This window comes from Actinoallomurus acanthiterrae (assembly GCF_054775715.1).
Genome location: NZ_BAAHCO010000001.1, coordinates 4,875,308 through 4,895,788 on the forward strand (window position 1 = coordinate 4,875,308; position 20,481 = coordinate 4,895,788).

Here is a 20,481-nt window from a genome sequence, read left to right on the forward strand (position 1 = left end):
AGGTGAGGTCGAGGATGCCCTTGTCAACGTGTTCCCGTGCGAACGCCGGCCTGAGAGCGAGTGCCCGCCTCGCCGACAAGCCGGCGAACGCGACGACACCGACTCGGTACGAACACGACCACAGCGCGATGGTGGCATGTCCCTCAGCCTTCGCTCGATTGTGGCAACGGAGCGCTGACCGATGGGCGGAGGGCGGATAGGACGGTCTGGTGGGTGATCCAGCCGACGAGACTGGTTCTGGTGTCGTCGAGTACGGGTAGGCCCGTTCCCGATGCGGTGACGAGGATATGCAGCGCATCGGCGAGGGGAAGATCCGCCGTGACGGGTGTGGGTAGTTCGGCGAGGTCGCCGATGGTCTGAGGTGCCTGGTCGCTGTCGGTGAGGGCTTCAGCGGCGGCGCGCGCGGTGACCGTGCCCCGGTAGGTGCCGTCCGGCCCGGTGACGGGCAGGATCCCGTGGTCGGACAGGGCGAGGCGCCGGGCGGCCTCAGGAAGCGGTGTGGTGTGTGTGATCGGGCTGGGGACCGGTTCCATGATGTCCGCGACGGGCCTGACGGCCAGGGGGTTGACGTCGCCGTGGTCGTCGAGATCGATGCCGCGCCGGCGGAGCTTGAGCGTGTAGATGGTGTCGCCGGACAGAAGCCTGCTGATGAGCGTGGCCACGACGATCGCCAGCATGAGGGGCAAGATGATCGAGTATTCGCCTGTGAGCTCGAACATAATGATCACGGCGGTGATCGGGGCTCGGGCAGCGCCGGCGAACACCGCGCCCATGCCGACCAGGCCATACGCGCCCGCCGGGCCCGCAAGGCCTGGCACCAGCTGATGAGCGATCAATCCGAAGGCGGTGCCGAACATCGCGCCCATGAACAGACTGGGCGCGAACACCCCGCCCGAGCCGCCGATGCCGATGGTCAGGCTGGTGGCCACCATCTTTCCGACCAGCAGCAGGAGTAGGAAACCGACGAGATACCGGCCGCCAATGGCGTTCTCCAGTACTGGATAGCCCACGCCGTACATCTGCGGCAGGACCAGCAGCAGCCCGCCCAGCAGGACCCCGCCGACGGCCGGGCGCAGCCATTCCGGACCACGCCAGGCCCAGTCGCACGCGTCCTCGATCAGGTACAGGATCCGGGTGAAGCCCACGCCCACCGCGCCGGCCGCGACGCCGAGGAGGGCGTACAGCAGGTATTCGGCCGGGTGACGCACGTGAAAGGCCGGGAGTTGCAGGAAGGCCGCGTTGCCGAGAGCCGAACGGCCGACGACCGACGCGGTGACGCTGGCCAGCACGACCGCGCCGAAGGACTCGGCGGTGAAGTCGCGCAGGATCAGCTCCATCGCGAAGAACACACCGGCGAGCGGGGCGTTGAACGTCGCGGCGATTCCGCCGGCCGCACCGCAGGCGACCAGCACCCGCAGCCTGGCCTCAGTGAGCCGCATCACCTGCCCGATCGATGAGCCGAGTGCCGATCCGATCTGCACGATCGGGCCTTCGCGGCCGACCGAGCCGCCCGATCCGATGCACAGCGCCGACGCCAGGGACTTGACCACCGCGACCTGTGCGGGGATCCGCCCGCCGCGGTGGGCGACCGCGAGCATCACCTCGGGCACGCCGTGGCCGCGGGCCTCGCGGGCGAATCGCTGGACCAGCGGCCCGTACAGCAGGCCGCCGACGACGGGGGCGGCCAGCAGGAACCAGGGCCCGAGCCAGGGAACGTGCGGGTTCACGGCGTGTCCGGCCGCCGAGTAGTCGGCGTGGCCGGAGAACAGATGTGTGAACGTCTGGATCAGCCAGCGGAAGACGATCGCACCCAGACCCGCGCCCGCTCCGACGACGAGGGCCAAGGCGACCAGGCCCCCGGAGGCCTCGCGTAGAAGAGTCAGGGCGCCGATGGTCCCTCGCTGCGTGCGGATGGGGGCGCTGGAGGATGACCTGCGGAAAGGGCTCGTATCGGGCACGATTGCATTATGCAATATTGCTTGGAGTGGTCCGCACACCAGGTAGAACAGACCCATGGCAGAGCATGTGATAAAGCCGACGGCGGCGGAGGAACGTTCAGACCGGGACGTCGATGCGGTCACCTCCGCGGTGCTCACCGCATCACGTCTGCTCGTCGCCATCGCGGCGCGGTCGCTCGCGTCGGTGGAGGAACGGGTGACGTTGCCGCAGTTCCGCCTGCTGGTGGTGTTGGCCACGCACGAGGAGACCAAACTGGTCACCCTCGCCGAACACCTCACAGTCAATCCGTCGACCGCGCTGAGGATGGTCGAACGGCTGGTGGCCGCAGGCCTGATCGACCGGCGGGTGAACCCGGCCAGCCGTCGCGAGATCCTGCTGCGCCTGACCGCGTCCGGACGCCAGATCGTCGACGAGGTAACCGCCCGCCGCCGCGAGGAGATCGCGGCGATCGTCACGGCCATGCCAGCCGACCAGCGAGCCGGCCTGATCACCGCCCTGCGGGCCTTCAGCGACGCCGGCGGCGAGCCGGCGGTGAACGAGACCGTCCGTGACACCATTTCTCTCGGCTGGGAATGAGAAACCGGCAGCTCGTCGCTGGATGAGCCTGCGGGGCTGTTCCTGTCGACAGTCGCCTGGCTTCTCCTGGCGATCGGCCGGCCTCGTCGTCGTAACCGGGAGGCCGAGCACGACCTACTACGGCATGTAGTTATGGTGATGTGGTGCGTCCTCCCGCCTGGTTCCGCCTGATGCGCGCCGGGGCTTTCGCCGCGGTCTGCGTCGTGCTGTCCGTGGCGGCGCACGGCCTGATGGATCCGCGCCCCGTTCCGGCGTACGCCGGGTGGGGGGCTTTCGCGGCGCTGACCGGTATCGGCTATTGCCTGGCCGACCGTCGGCGATCGGTGTGGTGGATCCTGCTCGCGGTCGAAGTCGTGCAGGCAGGCGTCCACCTGTGGTTCAGCGCCTTCTCGGCGCCGGCCGTCTCCGCCGCCGGCGGGAACCCGGTGCGGGTCGCGCACTCCATGCCGGGAATGCCGCACATGGTCATCGGCACCGTCCAGCCGTCCACTCCACACATGGGTGTGCCCGGCTGGGGGATGTTCGTTGCGCATGCCGCAGCCGGTGCGCTGGTCGCCGTCTGGCTGTCCGCCGGTGAACGAGCGGCCTGGCGCGCGCTCAGCGTGATGACGAGGATCCTGCTGGCCCCCGCACTGCGCCTTTTCGCACTGCTCATGGGCCTTGTGATCGTCGAGAGATCCTCGGCGGAAGAGATCGATCGCCGCTCCGATCACGGCCGGCGGCCGCGAATCGGCGCGCTGCGGCACACGGTGGTGCGGCGCGGGCCGCCGATGATCGGCTCCGCCACCGTACCCGTCCTGCTGTGACCGCGGCGGGTTGACACCGTCATGCGCTGGTCTTCCACGGCGTGAACGTCCTGAGTACCCGCCCAGGCGGAGACCGATCGTTCCCGCCTGGCCCGCCTGATCCGTCCGCGCGTGACGACGTCGCCGACTCGCCGTGATTCCACAGCCAATCCGTCGTGCCCTCAAAAGGATTCACCATGCCGTTCTCTGCCAGAGCGCGCCGCTTCGCCGAAGGGAAGCGCCGCCAGGTCCGCATCCGGGGTCATCTGCGCGCCGGGCGCATCGCGACCTCACTGGTCCGCCGTTCCCGCCGTTCCCGCGGTACTCGCCTGTTCGCCGCGTCACTCGTGGTGACCGCGGTGACCGCGGGCTGTACCAGCGCGGCGCATTCACCATCAACGCCGCCGGTGCGGATCTCGACGCCTCCCTCGGACCTGCACGCCGCGACACTCGATACTCCGTTTCACGAGCCGGACCTGACGCTCACGGGCGTCGACGGCCGGCCGGTCAACCTGCCCAACGCCACCAAGGGCAAATTGACGCTGGTGTACTTCGGCTACACCCACTGCCCGGACGTGTGCCCGACCACGATGGCCGATCTCGCCGGTGCCCTCCGGCTGCTCACCCCGGCGCAACGGGCCCGTATCGCCGTCGTGTTCATCACCACGGACCCGTGGCGTGACACCTCGAAGGTCATCAAGTCCTGGCTCACTTCCTTCGACTCCTCCTTCATCGGACTGACCGGCGACTACGCCAAGATCCAGACGGCCGCCAAGTCGGTGGGGATCGCCCTGGAACGCCCGTCACGGACGAGCGGGGACTACGAGGTCGGTCACGGTGCGGAGGTGCTGCCGTTCGGCACCGACCACCTCGCCCATGCCGTCTACACGGCGGGCGTGTCCTCCCGCGACTTCGCCGCGGACCTGCCGAAGCTGCTGGCTCGCATGCCGGCGGCGACCTCCAGGGGCGGCGGAGCATGACCGCGATCGTGAGGCGGCATCGGTCGGCCGGTGCCCCGGCCGCCGTGATGGCGGTGGTACTCCTGTCCGCGACGGCCGTCACGCTCGACGGGTGCTCAGCCGGCCCCGGCGGACCGCGGCTTCGCGTGTCCGGTGCGTACGTTCCCCGCCCGGCCTCGCCGGACGTCGCAGCCGCCTATTTCACCGTCGTGAATTCCGGCGATTCGGCCGATGAGCTGACCGGGGTCACCGCCGACGTCTCCGCCCAGGCGATGATGCACCAGAGCGCCGCCGGGACGATGCGGATGATCGAGCGGATCCCCGTCCCGGCACATGGACGCCTGACCTTCGCACCCGGCGGGTACCACGTCATGCTCGAACACCCGATGCGGAGCCTGCGAGCGGGCGACCACGTCCGGCTCACGCTGCGCTTCCGCCGGTCCGCCGCGATGACCGTCGAGGCCCCGGTGGAACCGATCGGCTACCGGCCGGAGACCTCACGATGACCGGCACGGCAGTCCGACCCCGCCGGGGGACGGACTCATGACCGCGGAAAGCCCGCGCCCCACGGTGACCCGGCGCCGTCTGCTTGCGCTGACCACGCTGGCCGGGACTGCTGCGGCGGCCACCGGCGGGGCCGGGGTCGCCGCTGCGGTGGCGGGGGAGTCCGCCCGGAACCGGGGCGAACGCCGGATCCCGTTCGACGGTGATCACCAGGCCGGGATCCTGGCCCCGTACGCGGCCCACGGCTGGTTCGCCGCCTTCGACGTTGAAACAGGCAGCGGTGCCGCGCAGGTCAGAGAGCTGCTGCGGTCGTGGACCGACGCGGCACGGCGGCTGACCGACGGCCGGCCGCCGCCGGCCGATGACGCGATGGCGACCGGCTACGGTCCGGCTTCGCTGACCGTCACGGTCGGATTCGGAGCCTCGCTGCTCCACCGGCTCGGCGCGCCGGTGCCCGCCGCGCTCGCCCCCATTCCACCCTTTCCCCGCGATGAGATCGACCCGCGGCGCAGCGGCGGGGACCTCGGGGTGCTGTTCACCGCGGACGACGCGATCGTCGTCGCCCATGCGCTACGAACCTTCACGCGCCTGGCCCGGGGAGCCGCACACGTCCGCTGGCAGATGAGCGGGTTCAGCACGAGCGACGGCGTGGTCACCGGGCGCGACGCCACCCCGCGCAATCTCATGGGCCAGCTCGACGGCACCGGCAACCCCCGCCCGGGCGACCCGGGGCTCGATCGGAGCGTCTTCGTGGGACCCGACGGTGACCCGGCGTGGATGCGCGGCGGCAGCTACCTGGTCTTCCGCCGCATCCGCATGCTGCTGGACGAATGGGACACACTCTCCCGCCACCGCCAAGAGCAGATCGTCGGGCGTCGCAAGGACACCGGAGCGCCCTTGTCGGGCGGCACCGAGTTCACGCCGCTCGACCTGGACAAGCAGAACCCCGACGGCAGCCTGGCCATCGGCCCCAGCGCCCACGTACGGCAGGCGTCCGCGCAGTCCAACGACGGCGCCGTCATCCTGCGCAAAGGTTTCTCCTATTACGACGGCCAGAACGCTGATGGGACGCCGGACGCGGGGCTGCTGTTCATGGCGTTCCAGTCCGATCCCGCGAACGGATTCGTCCGCATCCAGCAGCGTCTCGCGCTCGCCGACGACCTCAGCCGCTTCATCCGGCACACCTCCAGCGCCCTGTTCGCGGTCCCGGGCGGCTGCGCGCCGGGACGCTACCTCGGCCAGGACCTCATGGAGGCACTGTGACCCATCCGCACGACATGCATGACATGCTCGCGCCGCTCACCTGGACTCGGGCACTGACCACCTGGCACCTCGCACCGATCACCGTGACTCTCGTGGCCGTCGTGCTGGGCCTCTACATCATCGCGGTGCTCCGGGCACGCGGCGGCGGCAGAAGGTGGCCCCTGGCTCGTACGGCGGCGTTCACCGCAGGTCTCGCCGTGATCGTCGTGGCCCTCATGGGCAGCCCCGCGGTGTACGGCGATGGGGGCCTGTTCTGGGTGCACATGATCCAGCACCTCATGCTGATCATGGTCGCGCCGTGGCTGTTGTGCTCAGGCCATCCGCTCACCCTGCTGCGAGCCGCGACACGCGGCCGCCTCCATGACCGTGTCGAGGCGATCCGCAGGTCGAAGGTGGCGGCGTTCCTCACCTCGCCGATCACCGGGCTGGCGGTCTACGCCGCGGTGCTGTTCGGCGTGCACCTCTCGTCGTTCATGGACGCCATGATGGGCTCGCCCGCCCTCATGGTCCTCGAACACGTGCTGTACCTCGCCGGGGGATACCTGTACTTCTCCCAGCTGCTGACCCGTGACTCGCCGCCCCGGGAGCTGTCGTACCCGCTGCGGCTGTTCGCCCTGTTCATGGGGATGTCGGCCGACACCATCGTGGGCATCGTCCTCCTTCAGGCGACCGAGCCGCCTTTCCCGGCCTACGCCCGGATGCATCCCGCGTGGGGGCCGGGCCCGCTCGCCGACATTCACGGCGGCGGTGCCGTCATGTGGATCGGCGGCGACGGTTTGATGTTCGTCATGACGATCGTCGTCATGCTGCGCTGGCTGTTCGACGGATCGCCGGAGGCGGCGAAGGCCGGGGGGTTCTTCGAGTCCGTCCGGCAGGTCACCCTTGCCGCCACCGGGCACGAGGCTACTCCCGGCACGGATGACGCGGATCGGGAACGGCTGAGGGCGAGCGCGGATCTCGACGAGGACGACGCGGCGCTCCAGGCGTACAACACGCTCCTGGCCCACCTCGACTCCCGGGGGCGCGACGCCCGCCGACCGACCGGTCACCGGTTCGGGGAATGACGCACAGCCGTCTCCGCCGACCCGGTCGGCGGAGACGGCAGCAAGGATCCGGTCGGCACGGCTCCGTCCGCCGCCGGTCTCCTAAACGAACACCCTGCGTGAGACGACGCCGCGGCCGACCTCATTGCGGGCCAACAGTTCGAAGTGCTCGCCGGGCGTCAGGAACTCCGTCGCCTTTTCATCGCTCAGCGTCATGGTCACCACATGGTGGGTGTCTCCTGGACGCAACGGCTCCTGATCATCCGTGGAGATCACCGCGTTGAAGCATCGGGATCGTTCAGGATGGTGCCGATGGGCCCGTACGACGAGCGGATGGGTGGGACTGTCCAGCTCCCATGCCCGTTCGTCGGCCGGATCGATGGTGACGAGCGCCCGGAACTTAAGCAGCCTCATCTCCTCACCTCCACTCGAGCTCTTCCCGAATATCTCGGTCCATACCGACGAGCTGCAGCTGACGCGCTGAGGGCGAGGGCGGCGCAGCGGCGTTCAGCGATGTCGTATCAGAAGCATCGCGGCGTCGTCGGTGATCGGTCCGCCGGTGTGATGCACCAGGTCGGCTCGCAGATCCTGAAGCGCCTCTTCGGCATCGGCGGCCTTGAGAAGCGACGCGCGATCGATGAGCGGATAGAACTCCCCGCTACCGCTCCGCGCCTCGATGAGGCCATCGGTGTACAGGAGCATCTGATCGCCGGGAGAGAAGGCGAACTCGTACGGTAGCGGAGGCGCGTCGGTCAGGTCGCTCACACCGAGTGGAGGTGCGGGTTCCTCGGGCTCGGCGAGGCGGACGTAGCCGTCGCGGCCGACGATCAGCGGTGGAGGATGGCCGCAGTTGACCAGGCTTACATGGTCGGCATCGAACTGGGCGAGGGCGGCAGTGACGAACCTCTCGCCGGACAGGACCCGGCCCAGCGACCGTTCCAGACGGCTGATCACGCCGGGCAGGTCGGCCTCATCGTGGGCCGCCTCGCGGAAGGCACCGAGGACCCCCGCGGCCGTCTCGACCGCCTCGAGTCCCTTGCCCTGGACATCGCCGATGAGGACGCGGACGCCGAACGGGCTGATGACGACCTCGTACAGGTCGCCGCCGATCCGTGCCTCGGCCGCCGCTGAGGTATAGCTGACCGCGATGAGCAGGGACCCCGCCGCCCGCGGGACCGGGCGCAGCAGCACCCGCTGGGCGACCTCGGCGACGGTGCGCACGGTGGCCAGTTCGCGCTCGCGCTGCCGCCGCCTGGCACTGGCCAGGGTGCTGGCCGAGGTTACGCCGATGATCGATGCCAATATCAGGTTGTTCTGCCGATGCCCGAGGACATGATCATAGGCCGCGAGCGCCACGCACAGGACGAAGGCGATCAGACCGATCAGAATGGTCTGGCGTATTCCGTAGTACAAGGTGGCGAACGCCGGCCCGAGAGCGAGCAGCGGCAGGTAGCCGAACGCCGGACCCGCCGCCAGATCGACGATCGCGACGGCCCCCATCATCGCGAACGGCAACCACCGAGCGATCGGATCGGCCTTGGCTGTTCTGGCTCCGTTGATGATGCGCCCCCTGTTCCGCGTCTTCGCCTTTGCGGGACACCGTCGGACCATCCATCCGGTAACGAACCCGCGGTTGATCGAAGCGTCCGTGTCCGCGGCTTTGCGGCTACCTGGATCGAACCCCGGCCCCGGCGGGGATCGAAGAGGTGCGGATCCCTTCCGCACGCCCCGTGAGATTTATTATTGCACTGGACAAGGATTAAACGTGTGTTTAGTATGCTGTACATGCGTTCAACGGCTGCGCGACCATCTCACCGACGTCCTGGGCGTCGACCCGCTGTCGGGGCAGGGCATTGCCCGCTAGGCCCACGAGGTCCTCGCCGTCTACGCCACCGGACTGCTCGCCGAAGCCGAAGACGACTCCCGGGGACAACAGGCATGAGCCCCGCAGTTGACGTCGCGTTGGAAGCGCTGGAGGTGCGCGAGGCCTACGCCAGGCACCAGGTCCTGTGCGGCGCCGACCTGTCCCTGCGAGCCGGGCAACCGATCGCCGTCTCCGCAGCTGAGGCGTTGTCCGCGGTGGGGGAGTTGCCGAAGGAGGACGAGGCGTGAGGGTCCTCATCTGCGGTGGCGGAATCGCGGGGCTCACGCTGGCGTACTGGCTGCGGCGTCGCGGCATGGAGCCGGTGGTCGCAGAACGTGCTCCGCACGGCCGTCTGGGCGGATACGGCATCGACTTCTTCGGCACCGGCTACGACGTCGCTACCCGCATGGGCATCATCGACCAGCTGACGCCACACCGGTTGCCGGTCGACTCGATCGACTTCATCGACGCCTCTGGCCGGGCCGGAGCCCGGCTGACGGCAGGGCTCCTGGACAAGATCATCCAAGGTCCCCATCTCGGGCTGATGCACACCGCCCTCGAAGGCGCCCTTCTCGACGTGGTCCAGGACGATGTGGAGATTCGCTTCGGTGAGACGATCTCCGCCGTACGCGACACCGGCACGGCCGTCGACATCGACTTCGCGGGCGGCGGCGCGCAGCGGTTCGACGTGTTGGTAGGCGCTGACGGGATCCACTCGCGGACGCGGGAGTTGGTCTTCGGGCCAGAGCCGCGTTTCGCCCGCTATCTCGGCGTCCGCCTGGCGTCCTATCCGGTCACCGACCGCTACGGCTGGGGACGAATCCGGGCCCATTACACCGAGCCCGGCAGGCAGAGCGTGGTCTACCCCACCGGAGAGGAGAACCGGCTGATCGCCTTGTTTCTATTCAGATCGCCGAGTGGCACGAGCGTCCTGCGCGCCGAACGCCTCGATCTGCTCCGCTCCGTCTTCCGCGGAATGGGTTGGATCACGCCGTCGCTGCTGGCTGACGCTCCCCCGAGCGAGTCCGTCTTCATGGACACGATGACCCAGATCGTGATGCCCTCCTGGCATCGCGGCCGCGTGGCACTGGTCGGCGATGCCTGCGGCTGCATGACCATGGTGTCGGCGCAGGGCGTGTCCATGGCGATGGCGGGCGCGTACATCCTGGCCGAAGAACTGGCGACCCAAGGCGACCACATCCGCGCGTTCACCCGCTACCAGGCGCAGATGCAAGAAGAGGTGACCCGGCGGCAGCGCAACGCGCTGGTATTCGCCCGCTCGCTGGTGCCCGGCACTCGAGCCGGCCTGATCGCACAGGGGCTGGCCAACCGGCTGATCATGCGCAAGGCGTTCGCGTCGATGCTGCGCCGCCAGTTCGGCGCACAGAGCATTCTTCCCCCGCAGACGACCGCTCCTGGAAAGGACTGAAGCATGGAGATCGTCAAGAACGTCACCCCGCCTACCGGGCTGCGCCGCAGGCTGTGGCGCCTCCCCATCCGCCTGTACCGCATGGGGCTGGGACCGTTGTTGGGACACCGGATCATGCTGCTCACCCACACCGGCCGCGTCTCAGGCCGGCAGCGCCGGGTCGTCATCGAGGTCGTCCAGCACGATGAGAACGGCTACGTGGCGGCCTCCGGATTCGGGCCACGCGCGGACTGGTACCGCAACGTCATCACGACCCCGGACGTCACTATCCAGATCGGTGGCAAGATTCTCCAAGCCACCGCCACGCCGATCGAGGCCGACGAGGGCGCACAGATCATGGCCGAGTACGCCCCACGCCACCCGGCCGCGGCCCGACGGCTATGCAAGATCATGGGCTTCGCCGTCGACGGTAGCGTCGAAGACTACCGCGAGGTCGGCCAGCGCATCCCGTTCGTGCGATTCGTCCCACGAGCCACTCATATCTGAGAATGCTCGTACGACTGCTAAGAGCAGACTGCAGTCGGAGGCCGGGTAGCGGCGAAGCAGGCGACGGTGAGGAGGCCTCCCGGCCGGAGATCCGCAGGGAGGCCGGGGTCGCCGGTCAGCAGTCACTGGCCTTGCAGTACCGTCCGTCGACGATCACGAACGGGTGGCCGAGGGCGGAGCGCAGGTTGATCTGCCGGGCGTTGGTCGCGGGGGTGCGCGACGCTGAACGCATCCGTGCGAACAAGGCCGCGGCCAAGTTCCGGTGCGATTCGGCCAGCGAGGCCAGGGTCGGCCCGACGGGCTGGACGCTCAGGTCGCGCAGCCAAGCCGGCGGTGGGCGTGCGGTGCGCCAGGTCGAGTCGCGGGCTGCCTCCGATCGACCCTGCACGTTTATCCGTACACAGCTCTTATCCGTACTCAGCTCTGCACTCCAACGAGAACGCCAACCGTCCGCAGCCCGAACTGCGCGGTCACCGCACGGCCCCGGCGTCAGGACGTACCGACGTTTTTAGGCGATCGTCTTGCGGGATCGGCCTGACCTTCGCGCGCTCTGGACGCGGGTGGCGCCCTCCTCCGCCATAGTCTCCCGCAGATTGGCCATCTGAACCTCCTGGATCAGCAGCTGACCGGCCGCCGTTAGCGGTCCCCATTGCGTTCGCTCGGTTCTGAGGCCGGGCAACATCGGAACACCCCCCCAACGGCAACCCGAGGAGAGCAGAGTACGACCAGGCCAAAGATCGCGGCGTTCACCGGGTGTCGGACAGGACACCGATCATTTGATGGCGGTGGTGACGGCATACGGTCCGAACGGGGTGAGATACCGTCGGTCGGCGGTGACGATGAGGCCGGACCGCGTGAGGACACGGACGGGATGGGACGCCTCATCGGTGCGCTCCACTTTGTGCCACCACCGTTTCCGTTGGTCGGACACTGGCAGGAAATCACCGATGACGATTCGGCCGTCGGCCCGCAGCACGCGGGCCATTTCTTCTACGGCACGCAGCGGGTCGGTGAAGGTGTGCAGCGCTGAGACGCAGGCAATCGCGCTGAAGGTCTGTGCCGGAAAGGGGAGCCGCTGGGCGTCGGCCATGAGGAAGGCGATGCGGGATGCCGGCATCGTGTGCTTGCGCGCCTGCCTGATCATGCTGGTGGCGTTGTCGATCCCGACGGCTCGCCCGGCGATGGCGGCCGCGAATCGCACCGCGAACCCGGTTGCGCACCCGACGTCGAGGAATCGGTCTTCCGGCCGAAGCGGAAGCTCCCCGAGTACCAGCCGCTGCATCGCCAGCAGGACAGTCGCAAGGCCGTCACGTTCATACCCCGGGGCGCGCCGCGCGCTCCGGTCCGTGTGTGACGTGGTGGATCGGCCCACAGCACATCCTTGATTCGGTCCGCCGCAGGGATGTGGACCCGAGCGGACTCGCCGAGAACGTACCGACATCATTGCACACTGCAACGGACTCGTATAGCCGGTGGGTGTCAATGCAGGCCCGTGAGTGGCTGATGGCGGGCCATGTGAGAGTCCTCCCAAATCCTCTACACCGAGATCGGCGTCGTGCTCGCGCTCGTGCTCGTCCTGGTCTCCTGGGGCATGCTCGGCTCCTTCCAAGCGACGCTGTCGCGGCAGCTCAACCAGGTGCAGCGCCAGGATGCGCAACTCACCCTCGACCGCCCCGCCGAGAACCTGCTTCTCGTCACCGCCGGGGCCATCCCCGGGCTGGTGCTCGGATACCTGGCCGCCGCCGGGTTCCTCGGCGCGTTCAACAGCGACCAGATGCGCTTCACCCCAGTCGTCCGCCCCTCCACCTTCGCCCTCGCTGCGGCGGCGGTCGTCGCGGTCGCGCTGACCGCCCAACTCCCCAGTCTGCGCGTCCTCGCCCGTCTGGATCTGGGCCGCGTCGTGCGCGAACGCGCCACCTGGACGCGGTTCGCCGTGGGCGGCGGCAGAATCAGACAGGCGAACGATGGCCTACGAGGTTCCTGCATCGGCTTCATTAGTAGACGGAGGTTTCGTGAGGTCACAGACGGAGGTCGAGTCGGTGGCGGCTCCACCCAGAAGAGTCGTGGCGTGGGAGCGGACGGACCGTCATCGCCGGCTCATGCCGCTGGCCACCTTCGGCTTGGTGATCGGCGGCGTGATGGCCGTGTTCGGGCTGCCGCCGGTGGACCTGCACGGTCCGCTGCATTTCATCGGGATCATGGATCCCCTATGCGGCGGCACCCGCGCGGTACGGCTGGCGATGCGCGGCCAATGGGCACGCTCGTGGAGCTACAACCCGCTGGGCGTGCCGCTAGTGATCGGCGCCGTACTCGTCCTCCTCCGGCAGATCGCCGGGCTGGTGACCGGGCACTGGCTCAACGCCCGCCTGCGCCGCTCCCGCCTCACAACGGCTGTCATCATCGCTGTGTTCATCGCCATTGAGATCAACCAGCAATTCCACGCCGACCTGCTGATGAGCCGATCCGGCAGCTGAGACGACCGGCCTGTCGCAGCCGAGCGGTGGATCGCGGTTGCGCGCGGATTCACAGTGAGAGGTTCGCCGCGACGCGAGTGTAAGGCCGGCCACCGCATCCGGGTCAACGCCGTCACCTCAGGCCGGCCGAAAGCGAGGCTCTGGCGGCAGCGGGCCTGCCGGATGCGGTGATCGATCAGATCAAGCAGGATGGGGTCGCGCGCATCCCGGTGGCCAGGCGTGGTGATCCCTCTGAGGTGGCCGCCTGGTTTACCTGGTTCACGGACTCGAACTCCGCCTGGCTGACCGGTCAGGTGCTCACGGTCCACAGCGGACTCGAACTGACCTGAACCCATGCCTTCGGCGAGTGGCACAGTGGCGGTATGCGCGTGGGAATCCTGGGCCCGCTGGAGGTCACGGCCGGTGAACGAGTCGTCGAAATCGGCGGCGCCCGGCTGCGCGCGTTGTTGATCCGGCTTGCGCTCGACGTCGGCCATGTGGTCCAGGTGGAATCGCTGGCGCAGGCGCTGTGGCCGGATAGCGGTCCGGCCGATCCGGCGCACGCGCTGCACTCGCTGATGTCCCGGCTGCGCCAGGCGCTGCCGGAGCGATCGGTGGTGCGTTCGGCCCCTGACGGCTACTGCCTCGATCTTCCGGCCGATGCGGTGGACGTCATGTCGTTTGATCGTCTGGCGGCTGAGGGCCGGCGTGCGCTGAAAAACGGAAATGCCGACGTCGCGGCGCGCCGACTTCGGGAGGCGCTCGCGCTGTGGCGAGGTGACCCGCTCGCCGAGGTGGCCGAGGCGTCGTACGTGGCTGGTGTCGTGGCCCGGTTGCAGGAAGTGCGGCTGAGCGCGATCGAGGATCGGGTGGAGGCCGAGCTTGCCACCGGACCGGAGCCGTCGCATCTGGTGGCCGAGTTGCGGGAGCTGGTGGCGGTGCATCCGCTGCGGGAACGGCTGCGCGGTCTGCTGGTCAGGGCGCTGTACGCCGACGGCAGGCACGCTGAGGCGCTGGCCGCCTATGAGGAGTCCAGGAGATTGCTGGCCGATGAGCTTGGCGCCGATCCGGGGCCGGAACTGCGTGCGGCGCACCTCGCCGTGCTGCGGGACGAGCAGGCACCGCAGCGGCGGTCCGGCGTACGGCGACACGGAAACCTGCGGGCGGACCTGAGCAGGCTCATCGGCCGCGCACGGGAGCAGAGGCAGATCCGCGCGCAACTCACCGAGTGGCGGCAGGTCACGCTCGTCGGCCCGGGCGGGGTGGGCAAGACCCGGCTGGCGGCCGCCGTCGCCGCCGGGCTCGCCGATGACCTGCCAGGCGGGATCTGGCTGGTCGAGCTCGCACCGGTGACCGATCCTGGCGACGTTGCCCAGGCGGTGATCGGCGCGCTCGGTCTGCGCGACGCGGGTCCGCTCAGCACACCCGAGATGCCGCGTGATGCGGTGGCCCGGCTGGCTGAGGCGTTGTCGTCGGCAGAGGCGATCATCGTGCTGGATAACTGCGAGCACCTGATCGATGCGGTGGCTCGCTTCGCCGAGGACCTGCTAGGCCGTTGCCCGCCGCTGCGGATCATCGCGACCAGCCGCGAACCGCTCGGGATCGGCGGCGAGGCGCTGTTCCCGGTGCCGCCGCTCGACCTGCCCGGACGCGGCGCCACCCTGCGAGAGGCTGCGGTCTGCCCGGCGGTTCGCCTGTTCGCCGACCGCGCCGCCGCCGTACGGCCCGGCTTCACCATCGATGACGGCAACGTCGCGGCCATCATCGAGATCTGCCGGCGGCTGGATGGTTTGCCGCTGGCGATCGAACTGGCTGCCGCCCGGGTGCGCTCCCTGCCCGTCGGCGAGCTGGCCGCACGGCTGGATGACCGGTTCGGTCTGCTCACCGGCGGGAGCCGTACGGCGCTGCCACGGCACCGGACGCTGGGCGCCGTCATCGACTGGAGCTGGGACCTGCTCGCCGAGGACGAGCGGCATCTGGCGCAGCGGTTGGCGGCCTTCCCTGGTGGTGCCAGTCTGGAGGGCGCTGAGGCGGTGGCCGGTGCGACTGTTGATGCGATGACGGCGCTGGTGGACAAGTCGCTGCTGCAATTCGACGGCTCCCGCTATCGGATGCTGGAGACGATCCGCGAGTACGGTCTGGAAAAGCTGGCCGATAGCGGCGAGATGACCAAGGTCAAGGCCGCTCATGCCGCCTACTGCCTCGACCTGGCGCAGCGGGCCGAGCCGCACTTGCGGGGAGGTGACCAGGTGTCATGGTCGCGCACAGTGACGGCCGAGCACAACAATCTGCTCGGCGCCCTCCGGTTCGCCTGCGACACCGGCGATGCCGCCACTGCTGTGGGACTGGCATCGGCGCTCGGGCTGTTCTGGACGATTCGCGGCAACCACGCCGAGGCCGCGAGCCGGCTGCGGCTCGCCCTCGAGGTCGCCGGCGAGGCCGCGCCCGAGGCCAGAGCGAGCGCGACGGCGTTCTTCGCGTTCAATGTCGTGCTGTCCGGCGTTTCCCGCCGGGAGATCATCATCGCAGGGCTGCGGGAACGGGTTCCTCGTGTAGACGATGGCACCGGGCACCCCGCCGCCGCGCTGTTCGAACCCGCTCTCGCGGTGTTCACCAATGACATGACCGCGGGCCTGGCCGCGGTCGATCGGCGGCTGTCCCATCCCGATTCGTGGACGCGGGCGATGCTGCGGTTCATGCGGGCCTTTCTGCAGGGCAGCAGGGGCGGTATTGCGGCCATGCGCGAGGATCTGACGGTCGCTGTCGCCACGTTCCGCGAGGCCGGGGAGCGGTGGGGGCTGGCCCAGGCACTGACGTATCTGGCCTACGACCGGATCACCTTCGGCGACTTCGACGACGCCGCTGCCGGACTGAATGAGGCGATTCGGCTGCTGAGGGAACTCGATCCCGCCGACGACGCCGTTCTGCCGCGTGTGCTGCTGGCGATGGCCCACGTCCATGGCGGCCAGTACGAGCGGGCGCGGATCGAGCTCCTCCAGGTCGTCGCCCCCGGCGTGGCGGTGTCGTCGGCGGGCTCTCTTGCTTATGCCCGGATCGCCCTGGGAGATATGGCGCGGTACGACGGCGACCTGGAGGAGGCGACACGGCAGTACAACAGCGCTGACGAGGACCTCCGCCGTTCAGCCTCCGACGCTCCTCCATTTCGCGCCATGCTGGCGTCCGCGAGGGGACAACTGGCCACCGCCAGAGGCAAGCTCGAGCTGGCGCGGCGGCAGCTTGAGGAGGCGGTCGCCCTCGTCATTGAGGTGCCGGATCCCCCGATCGCGGCCGGGGTCGCCGTCGCGACAGCGCGGCTTCGCCACCGGCAGGGAGCCGACCGCGACGCGGCGGAACTCCTCGGCGCCGCCCACGCACTGCGCGGCACGCCTGATTCGTACAATCCCGATGTTGCCGGCCTCGCGCACGAGCTGCGAGGCGCACTGGGCGAGGACGCCTACCGGGCCGCCTACGCCCGCGGCAGCCGGCTCGATGGCACGAGTGCGCTCGCCCTCATCAAGACGCGACTCCAGTAGCCGGTATGCGGCGGCACCGGCAGGCGGGAGTCGCGCCGCGCGATCGGTGGGCCTGCCCCGTTGTCACCGGGGCAGCCCGTAGCCTCGGCGCAGGAGACGGTCAAAGAGCCGCCCGGGCAGCAGAGTCTTGACGGGCGGTACCCACAGCGCGTCTCGACCCGCTCCGTACCGGGGAAGCGGTGAGCGGGTACGAGCGATCTTCAGGACTACAGCGGCCACTTTGCGTGGGTCATCGCCGTTGCGGAGGCCTTCCTGCAGTGTGCGGTGGGTGCTCTCGCGTGGGCCGTCGTAGTCCGCGATGGCCGCGTGGGCCGTCGATGCGGCCTGCAGCATGTTGGTGACGAACGCGCCCGGTTCCACCAGGGAGACGGCGATGCCGCAATGCCACACCTCATGGCGCAGCGCCTCGGTGTATCGCGCCAGGGCAGCTTTCGAAGCCGCGTAGAAGCCCTCTCCCGGCTCTCCGATCCACGCAGCCAGCGACCCGATGTTGATGATCCGCCCCGTACGCCGACTGCGCATGCTGGGCAAGACGGCGTTCGTCACCCGTACGGTACCGAAGAAGTTGGCGGCGAAGACGGCCTCCGCCTCGGCCACCGTCGTCTCCTCGGCGAATCCTTCGTGCATCACTCCGGCGTTGTTGACCAGCACGTCGATGTGACCGGCACGTGCGAGGACCTCTCCCACGCACCGCTCGGCCGACTCACCGGAACGGACGTCCAACTCCAGCATTTCCACACCGCCCTCATTCGGGCGTTTCCGTCGGCTGGTGCCGAAGACCCAGAAACCTTCCTGCGCGAACAGCCGCGCTGTCGCCAGGCCGATGCCGGATGAGGCACCGGTGATGACAACGTTGGAGCCGGAGGTGTGCGGTGAAGACGACATCGATCCAGCCCTTCCGGTCGTGGCCAGTCCTCGGATTGACGCTCACAGCACGGTCTTCCACGAGACGCGGCGGGGCCTCGGCAGCGGCGGACCGTCATCTCGATGGGGTGAACAGTTCGGCGAGCAGGCCAGAGGCATCCGCCGGGGCGCGTACCTCCAGATGCAGCACGGTGCCGTCGAGGTGGAGGCGGAAGTCGAAGAACGGGCAGCACCGCTGGTCGTCGGCGGCGAGCGCGGCCACGGCGCCGTCCCGCTCGACGGGCAGGGTCAACCGAAGGCCATCGGGGATGGGTGCCGTCAACGAGTTCACGCCACTGCCCGGCACGCTCGACCGCCTCCATAGCGGACAGTGAGCAGGTGATCGGACCGGCATGACGGCGAGCGATCTCTATCCTCGACTCCTGGGATGACGGCGCCGCGGTCAACGCCTGGGCCGGGGCGGGTGGGCGCGGCGTGAGATAGCCGCAGTCTGGGCCGCAGCGGCCGGACCGCTCAGGCAGCGCATCCAGCTGCGCCAGCGTCTCGTGCAGGGAGGCGGTGAACGCCGCCAACTCGGCCGTGCGGCGCTCGGCCTCGCTGAGGCGCGCGAGGATCCGGGGCCGGATGTCGGCCTTGACATCTGAGCAGGCCCCGGACTCCCACACCGTCAGCAGCCCGGCGATCTCCTCCAGCGGGAGTCCGAGGTGCTTGGCCGCGCCGATGAACGCCAGCCGCTCTACCGTGTCCTCACCATAGAGGCGGTAGTTCGAGGCGCTGCGGCCCGCCGGCAGCAAGCCCGCACTCTCGTAGAACCGCAGTGTCGTCGCGGCAGCCCGTTCAGGTGCGGCGCCGGTAGGCGTACACCGCCAGTGGCGCGAACACGACCAGGAAGACGGCCGACCACACCAGGGTCCCGATCGCAGGGGTGGCCACCGGCCCGCCGAGCAGCAACCCGCGGGCGGCGTCCACCGTGTGGCTGACGGGGTTGACGTGCAGCCAGGCCTGCAGCCAGCCCGGCAGCGTCCTGGCAGGCACGACCATGCTCGTCCCGAAGGCCAGCGGAAAGATCCCCAGAAACGCCACGGACTGCACGATGACTTCTTCCTTGATCAGCACGCCGATCAAGACATTGATCCAGCTCAGACAGAACCCCAGCGTCGTTGCGAGCGCGACCGCGGCCAACGCTGGCAGCAGGCCGGTGTGCACCCGGAAGCCCAGCAGGTAGCCGACGACGAACAGCACCACCGCGGCCACCACGTAGCGGAGCAGATCGCCGAGTACCGAACCGATCAGCGGCGCCGATCGGCTGATCGGCAAGCTGCGGAACCGGTCGAACACCCCTTTCTTGATGTCGGTGTTGATACTCAGACCGGTGGCCAGCATTCCCGTCAAGATCAACGTCATCACCAGGATCCCCGGGAAGACGTATTGCAGGTAGGCGTGAGTGGAACCGGAGACGGCGCCGCCGAAGAGGTAGACGAACAGCAGCAGGAAGATGACCGGCACGAACACCGCGTCGCTGAGTAGGCCGGGGTTGCGCCGTGTCTTGATCAGGCTGCGCCCTGCCAGCAGGAGGCTGTGCCGGGCCAGCCCGTACGGCCGCCGCCCGGCCTCGCGTGTTGTGGAGACGCTGCCGTAGGTCTGAACGCCGGTGCCGGTCATACCGCCGCACCTTTCTCCTCGTCCGTGTGTTGACCTGTCAGGGCGAAGAACACCTCATCGAGGCTGGGTAGCCGCAGCGACAGTTCGGTGACGCCGATCCCGGCCGCCTCCAACCGGCGCACGGCCTCGGTGAACGTGGTGTCGCCATCGACGGGCACGGTGAGCACGCCACCAACGGCGGGCTCGGGCAGGCGGCCGGTGACCGCGCCAAGGATCGCCGCGACCTCACCGAGCCGTCCGGCGTCGGTCGGGCGTACCGCGATGGTCTGCCCGCCCGCGATCTGCTTCAGCTCCGCAGGTGTGCCGGCCGCGATGACCTTCCCATGATCGATGACAGAGATCTCATCGGCGAGGGCGTCGGCCTCCTCCAGATACTGCGTGGTGAGAAGGACCGCGGACCCGTCACCGGCCATCGCACGGATCATCCGCCACACGTCCTCCCGCTTACCCGGGTCGAGGCCGGTCGTCGGCTCATCGAGGTAGATGACGGCGGGACCGCCGATCAGGCTCGCGGCCAGATCCAGGCGGCGGCGCATCCCCCCGGAATAGGTGGAGACCCTTCGCCCGCCCGCCTCGGTGAGCTCGAAACGCCTCAGCAACTCGGCGGCCCTGGATTGCGCCTCGGACTTGCGCAGGTCGAGCAGCCGACCGATGAGAGTGAGGTTCTCGACGCCGGTGAGGTCCTCATCGACGGATGCGTACTGCCCGGTCAGGCCGATCAGCCGACGCACCCGGCCGGCGTGCCGCACGACGTCGAACCCGCCCACGGTGGCCGAACCCGCGTCCGGCTGCAGCAGCGTGGCCAGAATGCGCACAGCAGTCGTCTTGCCCGCCCCGTTCGGCCCGAGAACCCCCAAGACGGTCCCGGGCCTGGCGGCCAGGTCGATTCCGGCCAGCGCAGTGGTCTTCCCGAATCGTTTGACCAGGCCCTCGGCCTGGAATGCGTAGCCCATGCGGCCGAGACTGCCTCGACCGGCTCACACCGCGCACACAGGCCACTCTCAGAGAGCGCAGGCGCTCGGCGCTGACACCGGCCGCCCCAGCGCCGCGCTTACAACACCCGGGGTGTGCGCAGAACGGTCATACCCCCCATGGCCGGGG

At 69.1% G+C, this 20,481-nt stretch carries 21 protein-coding genes and 1 pseudogene; 12 read left to right on the forward strand and 10 right to left on the reverse strand.

Going from position 1 to position 20,481, the window contains the following annotated elements; translation table 11 throughout:
- Positions 1-143: 143 nt before the first annotated feature.
- Positions 144-1,958 (reverse strand): chloride channel protein, encoded by a 1,815-nt coding sequence (locus tag ACYVF7_RS23435; protein WP_460344425.1) that lies wholly within the window; start codon positions 1,956-1,958, stop codon positions 144-146.
- A 55-nt stretch (positions 1,959-2,013) separates the two neighbouring features.
- Here ACYVF7_RS23435 and ACYVF7_RS23440 point away from each other — a divergent pair, with 55 nt between their 5' ends.
- The 6 genes from ACYVF7_RS23440 to ACYVF7_RS23465 all read left to right on the forward strand — a co-directional run bounded on the left by ACYVF7_RS23440 (position 2,014) and on the right by ACYVF7_RS23465 (position 7,110).
- Positions 2,014-2,535 carry a MarR family winged helix-turn-helix transcriptional regulator gene (locus ACYVF7_RS23440; RefSeq protein ID WP_460344428.1) on the forward strand — a complete coding sequence of 174 codons (522 nt, stop codon included), beginning with the start codon at positions 2,014-2,016 and terminating at the stop codon, positions 2,533-2,535.
- Between the two features lie 143 nt (positions 2,536-2,678).
- A complete protein-coding gene (locus ACYVF7_RS23445) occupies positions 2,679-3,341 on the forward strand; it encodes a hypothetical protein (RefSeq protein WP_460344431.1) in 663 nt (220 codons plus the stop codon).
- A 176-nt stretch (positions 3,342-3,517) separates the two neighbouring features.
- A complete protein-coding gene (locus tag ACYVF7_RS23450; protein WP_460344434.1) occupies positions 3,518-4,300 on the forward strand; it encodes an SCO family protein in 783 nt (260 codons plus the stop codon).
- Complete coding sequence (locus tag ACYVF7_RS23455; RefSeq protein ID WP_460344437.1) at positions 4,297-4,785, forward strand: copper chaperone PCu(A)C; 489 nt, start codon at positions 4,297-4,299, stop codon at positions 4,783-4,785. Before ACYVF7_RS23450 ends, ACYVF7_RS23455 begins: the two co-directional genes overlap by 4 nt.
- 37 nt (positions 4,786-4,822) lie before the next feature.
- A complete protein-coding gene (locus ACYVF7_RS23460) occupies positions 4,823-6,046 on the forward strand; it encodes a Dyp-type peroxidase (protein WP_460344439.1) in 1,224 nt (407 codons plus the stop codon).
- Positions 6,043-7,110, forward strand: a complete 1,068-nt coding sequence (locus ACYVF7_RS23465; RefSeq protein WP_460344442.1) for a cytochrome c oxidase assembly protein — start codon at positions 6,043-6,045, stop codon at positions 7,108-7,110. Before ACYVF7_RS23460 ends, ACYVF7_RS23465 begins: the two co-directional genes overlap by 4 nt.
- An 81-nt stretch (positions 7,111-7,191) precedes the next feature.
- On the opposite strand, the gene ACYVF7_RS23470 is transcribed toward ACYVF7_RS23465, so the two are convergent.
- On the reverse strand, positions 7,192-7,503 hold the full coding sequence (locus ACYVF7_RS23470) for a hypothetical protein (RefSeq protein ID WP_460344445.1): 312 nt from the start codon (positions 7,501-7,503) through the stop codon (positions 7,192-7,194).
- Positions 7,504-7,596: 93 nt separating this feature from the next.
- Positions 7,597-8,604, reverse strand: coding sequence for a PP2C family protein-serine/threonine phosphatase (locus tag ACYVF7_RS23475; RefSeq protein ID WP_460344448.1), 1,008 nt, complete (start codon positions 8,602-8,604; stop codon positions 7,597-7,599).
- Positions 8,605-9,027: 423 nt separating this feature from the next.
- Between ACYVF7_RS23475 and ACYVF7_RS23480 the strand changes: the two genes are divergently transcribed.
- Genes ACYVF7_RS23480 through ACYVF7_RS23490 form a run of 3 tightly spaced genes read left to right on the forward strand, consistent with a single transcriptional unit; the run spans position 9,028 to position 10,868 of the window.
- Positions 9,028-9,201 carry a hypothetical protein gene (locus tag ACYVF7_RS23480; protein ID WP_460344451.1) on the forward strand — a complete coding sequence of 58 codons (174 nt, stop codon included), beginning with the start codon at positions 9,028-9,030 and terminating at the stop codon, positions 9,199-9,201.
- Positions 9,198-10,382, forward strand: coding sequence for an FAD-dependent monooxygenase (locus ACYVF7_RS23485; RefSeq protein WP_460344454.1), 1,185 nt, complete (start codon positions 9,198-9,200; stop codon positions 10,380-10,382). Before ACYVF7_RS23480 ends, ACYVF7_RS23485 begins: the two co-directional genes overlap by 4 nt.
- 3 nt (positions 10,383-10,385) lie before the next feature.
- Entirely contained in the window at positions 10,386-10,868 is a 483-nt protein-coding gene (locus tag ACYVF7_RS23490) for a nitroreductase family deazaflavin-dependent oxidoreductase (protein WP_460344457.1), read from the forward strand.
- A gap of 115 nt (positions 10,869-10,983) precedes the next feature.
- Here ACYVF7_RS23490 and ACYVF7_RS23495 read toward each other — a convergent pair whose 3' ends face one another.
- Positions 10,984-11,256, reverse strand: a complete 273-nt coding sequence (locus tag ACYVF7_RS23495) for a hypothetical protein (protein WP_460344460.1) — start codon at positions 11,254-11,256, stop codon at positions 10,984-10,986.
- Between the two features lie 384 nt (positions 11,257-11,640).
- The gene (locus tag ACYVF7_RS23500; RefSeq protein WP_460344463.1) at positions 11,641-12,723 is read right to left on the reverse strand and encodes a class I SAM-dependent methyltransferase; all 1,083 of its coding nucleotides are present in this window, start codon (positions 12,721-12,723) and stop codon (positions 11,641-11,643) included.
- Positions 12,724-12,967: 244 nt separating this feature from the next.
- On the opposite strand from ACYVF7_RS23500, the gene ACYVF7_RS23505 reads away from it, so the two are divergent.
- From ACYVF7_RS23505 to ACYVF7_RS23515, 3 genes are all read left to right on the forward strand, one after another.
- Positions 12,968-13,342: a DUF2752 domain-containing protein gene (locus tag ACYVF7_RS23505; protein ID WP_460344466.1), complete on the forward strand. Its 375-nt coding sequence runs from the start codon at positions 12,968-12,970 to the stop codon at positions 13,340-13,342.
- Positions 13,343-13,509: 167 nt separating this feature from the next.
- Entirely contained in the window at positions 13,510-13,671 is a 162-nt protein-coding gene (locus ACYVF7_RS23510) for a hypothetical protein (RefSeq protein WP_460344469.1), read from the forward strand.
- Positions 13,672-13,704: 33 nt separating this feature from the next.
- Positions 13,705-16,854, forward strand: coding sequence for an ATP-binding protein (locus ACYVF7_RS23515; RefSeq protein WP_460344472.1), 3,150 nt, complete (start codon positions 13,705-13,707; stop codon positions 16,852-16,854).
- Positions 16,855-16,917: 63 nt separating this feature from the next.
- Here ACYVF7_RS23515 and ACYVF7_RS23520 read toward each other — a convergent pair whose 3' ends face one another.
- The 5 genes and pseudogenes from ACYVF7_RS23520 to ACYVF7_RS23540 all read right to left on the reverse strand — a co-directional run bounded on the left by ACYVF7_RS23520 (position 16,918) and on the right by ACYVF7_RS23540 (position 20,333).
- A complete protein-coding gene (locus ACYVF7_RS23520) occupies positions 16,918-17,739 on the reverse strand; it encodes an SDR family NAD(P)-dependent oxidoreductase (protein WP_460344475.1) in 822 nt (273 codons plus the stop codon).
- Between the two features lie 94 nt (positions 17,740-17,833).
- Entirely contained in the window at positions 17,834-18,010 is a 177-nt protein-coding gene (locus ACYVF7_RS23525) for a hypothetical protein (RefSeq protein WP_460344478.1), read from the reverse strand.
- A gap of 313 nt (positions 18,011-18,323) precedes the next feature.
- Positions 18,324-18,512: pseudogene (locus ACYVF7_RS23530) on the reverse strand (MerR family DNA-binding protein); the annotation flags it as partial.
- Positions 18,513-18,555: 43 nt separating this feature from the next.
- Entirely contained in the window at positions 18,556-19,380 is an 825-nt protein-coding gene (locus tag ACYVF7_RS23535) for an ABC transporter permease (RefSeq protein WP_460344481.1), read from the reverse strand.
- Entirely contained in the window at positions 19,377-20,333 is a 957-nt protein-coding gene (locus tag ACYVF7_RS23540; protein ID WP_460344483.1) for an ATP-binding cassette domain-containing protein, read from the reverse strand. Before ACYVF7_RS23540 ends, ACYVF7_RS23535 begins: the two co-directional genes overlap by 4 nt.
- Positions 20,334-20,481 lie beyond the last annotated feature (148 nt).

Excerpts from the sequence above, each read along its gene's own strand:
- ACYVF7_RS23440 (WP_460344428.1), top strand. The coding sequence starts at position 2,014 with ATGGCAGAGCATGTGATAAAGCCGACGGCGGCGGAGGAACGTTCAGAC.
- ACYVF7_RS23450 (WP_460344434.1), top strand. The coding sequence starts at position 3,518 with ATGCCGTTCTCTGCCAGAGCGCGCCGCTTCGCCGAAGGGAAGCGCCGC.
- ACYVF7_RS23455 (WP_460344437.1), top strand. The coding sequence starts at position 4,297 with ATGACCGCGATCGTGAGGCGGCATCGGTCGGCCGGTGCCCCGGCCGCC.
- ACYVF7_RS23460 (WP_460344439.1), top strand. The coding sequence starts at position 4,823 with ATGACCGCGGAAAGCCCGCGCCCCACGGTGACCCGGCGCCGTCTGCTT.
- ACYVF7_RS23470 (WP_460344445.1), bottom strand. The coding sequence starts at position 7,503 with ATGAGGCTGCTTAAGTTCCGGGCGCTCGTCACCATCGATCCGGCCGAC.
- ACYVF7_RS23480 (WP_460344451.1), top strand. The coding sequence starts at position 9,028 with ATGAGCCCCGCAGTTGACGTCGCGTTGGAAGCGCTGGAGGTGCGCGAG.
- ACYVF7_RS23490 (WP_460344457.1), top strand. The coding sequence starts at position 10,386 with ATGGAGATCGTCAAGAACGTCACCCCGCCTACCGGGCTGCGCCGCAGG.
- ACYVF7_RS23505 (WP_460344466.1), top strand. The coding sequence starts at position 12,968 with ATGCCGCTGGCCACCTTCGGCTTGGTGATCGGCGGCGTGATGGCCGTG.
- ACYVF7_RS23515 (WP_460344472.1), top strand. The coding sequence starts at position 13,705 with ATGCGCGTGGGAATCCTGGGCCCGCTGGAGGTCACGGCCGGTGAACGA.
- ACYVF7_RS23520 (WP_460344475.1), bottom strand. The coding sequence starts at position 17,739 with ATGTCGTCTTCACCGCACACCTCCGGCTCCAACGTTGTCATCACCGGT.
- ACYVF7_RS23535 (WP_460344481.1), bottom strand. The coding sequence starts at position 19,380 with ATGACCGGCACCGGCGTTCAGACCTACGGCAGCGTCTCCACAACACGC.
- ACYVF7_RS23540 (WP_460344483.1), bottom strand. The coding sequence starts at position 20,333 with ATGGGCTACGCATTCCAGGCCGAGGGCCTGGTCAAACGATTCGGGAAG.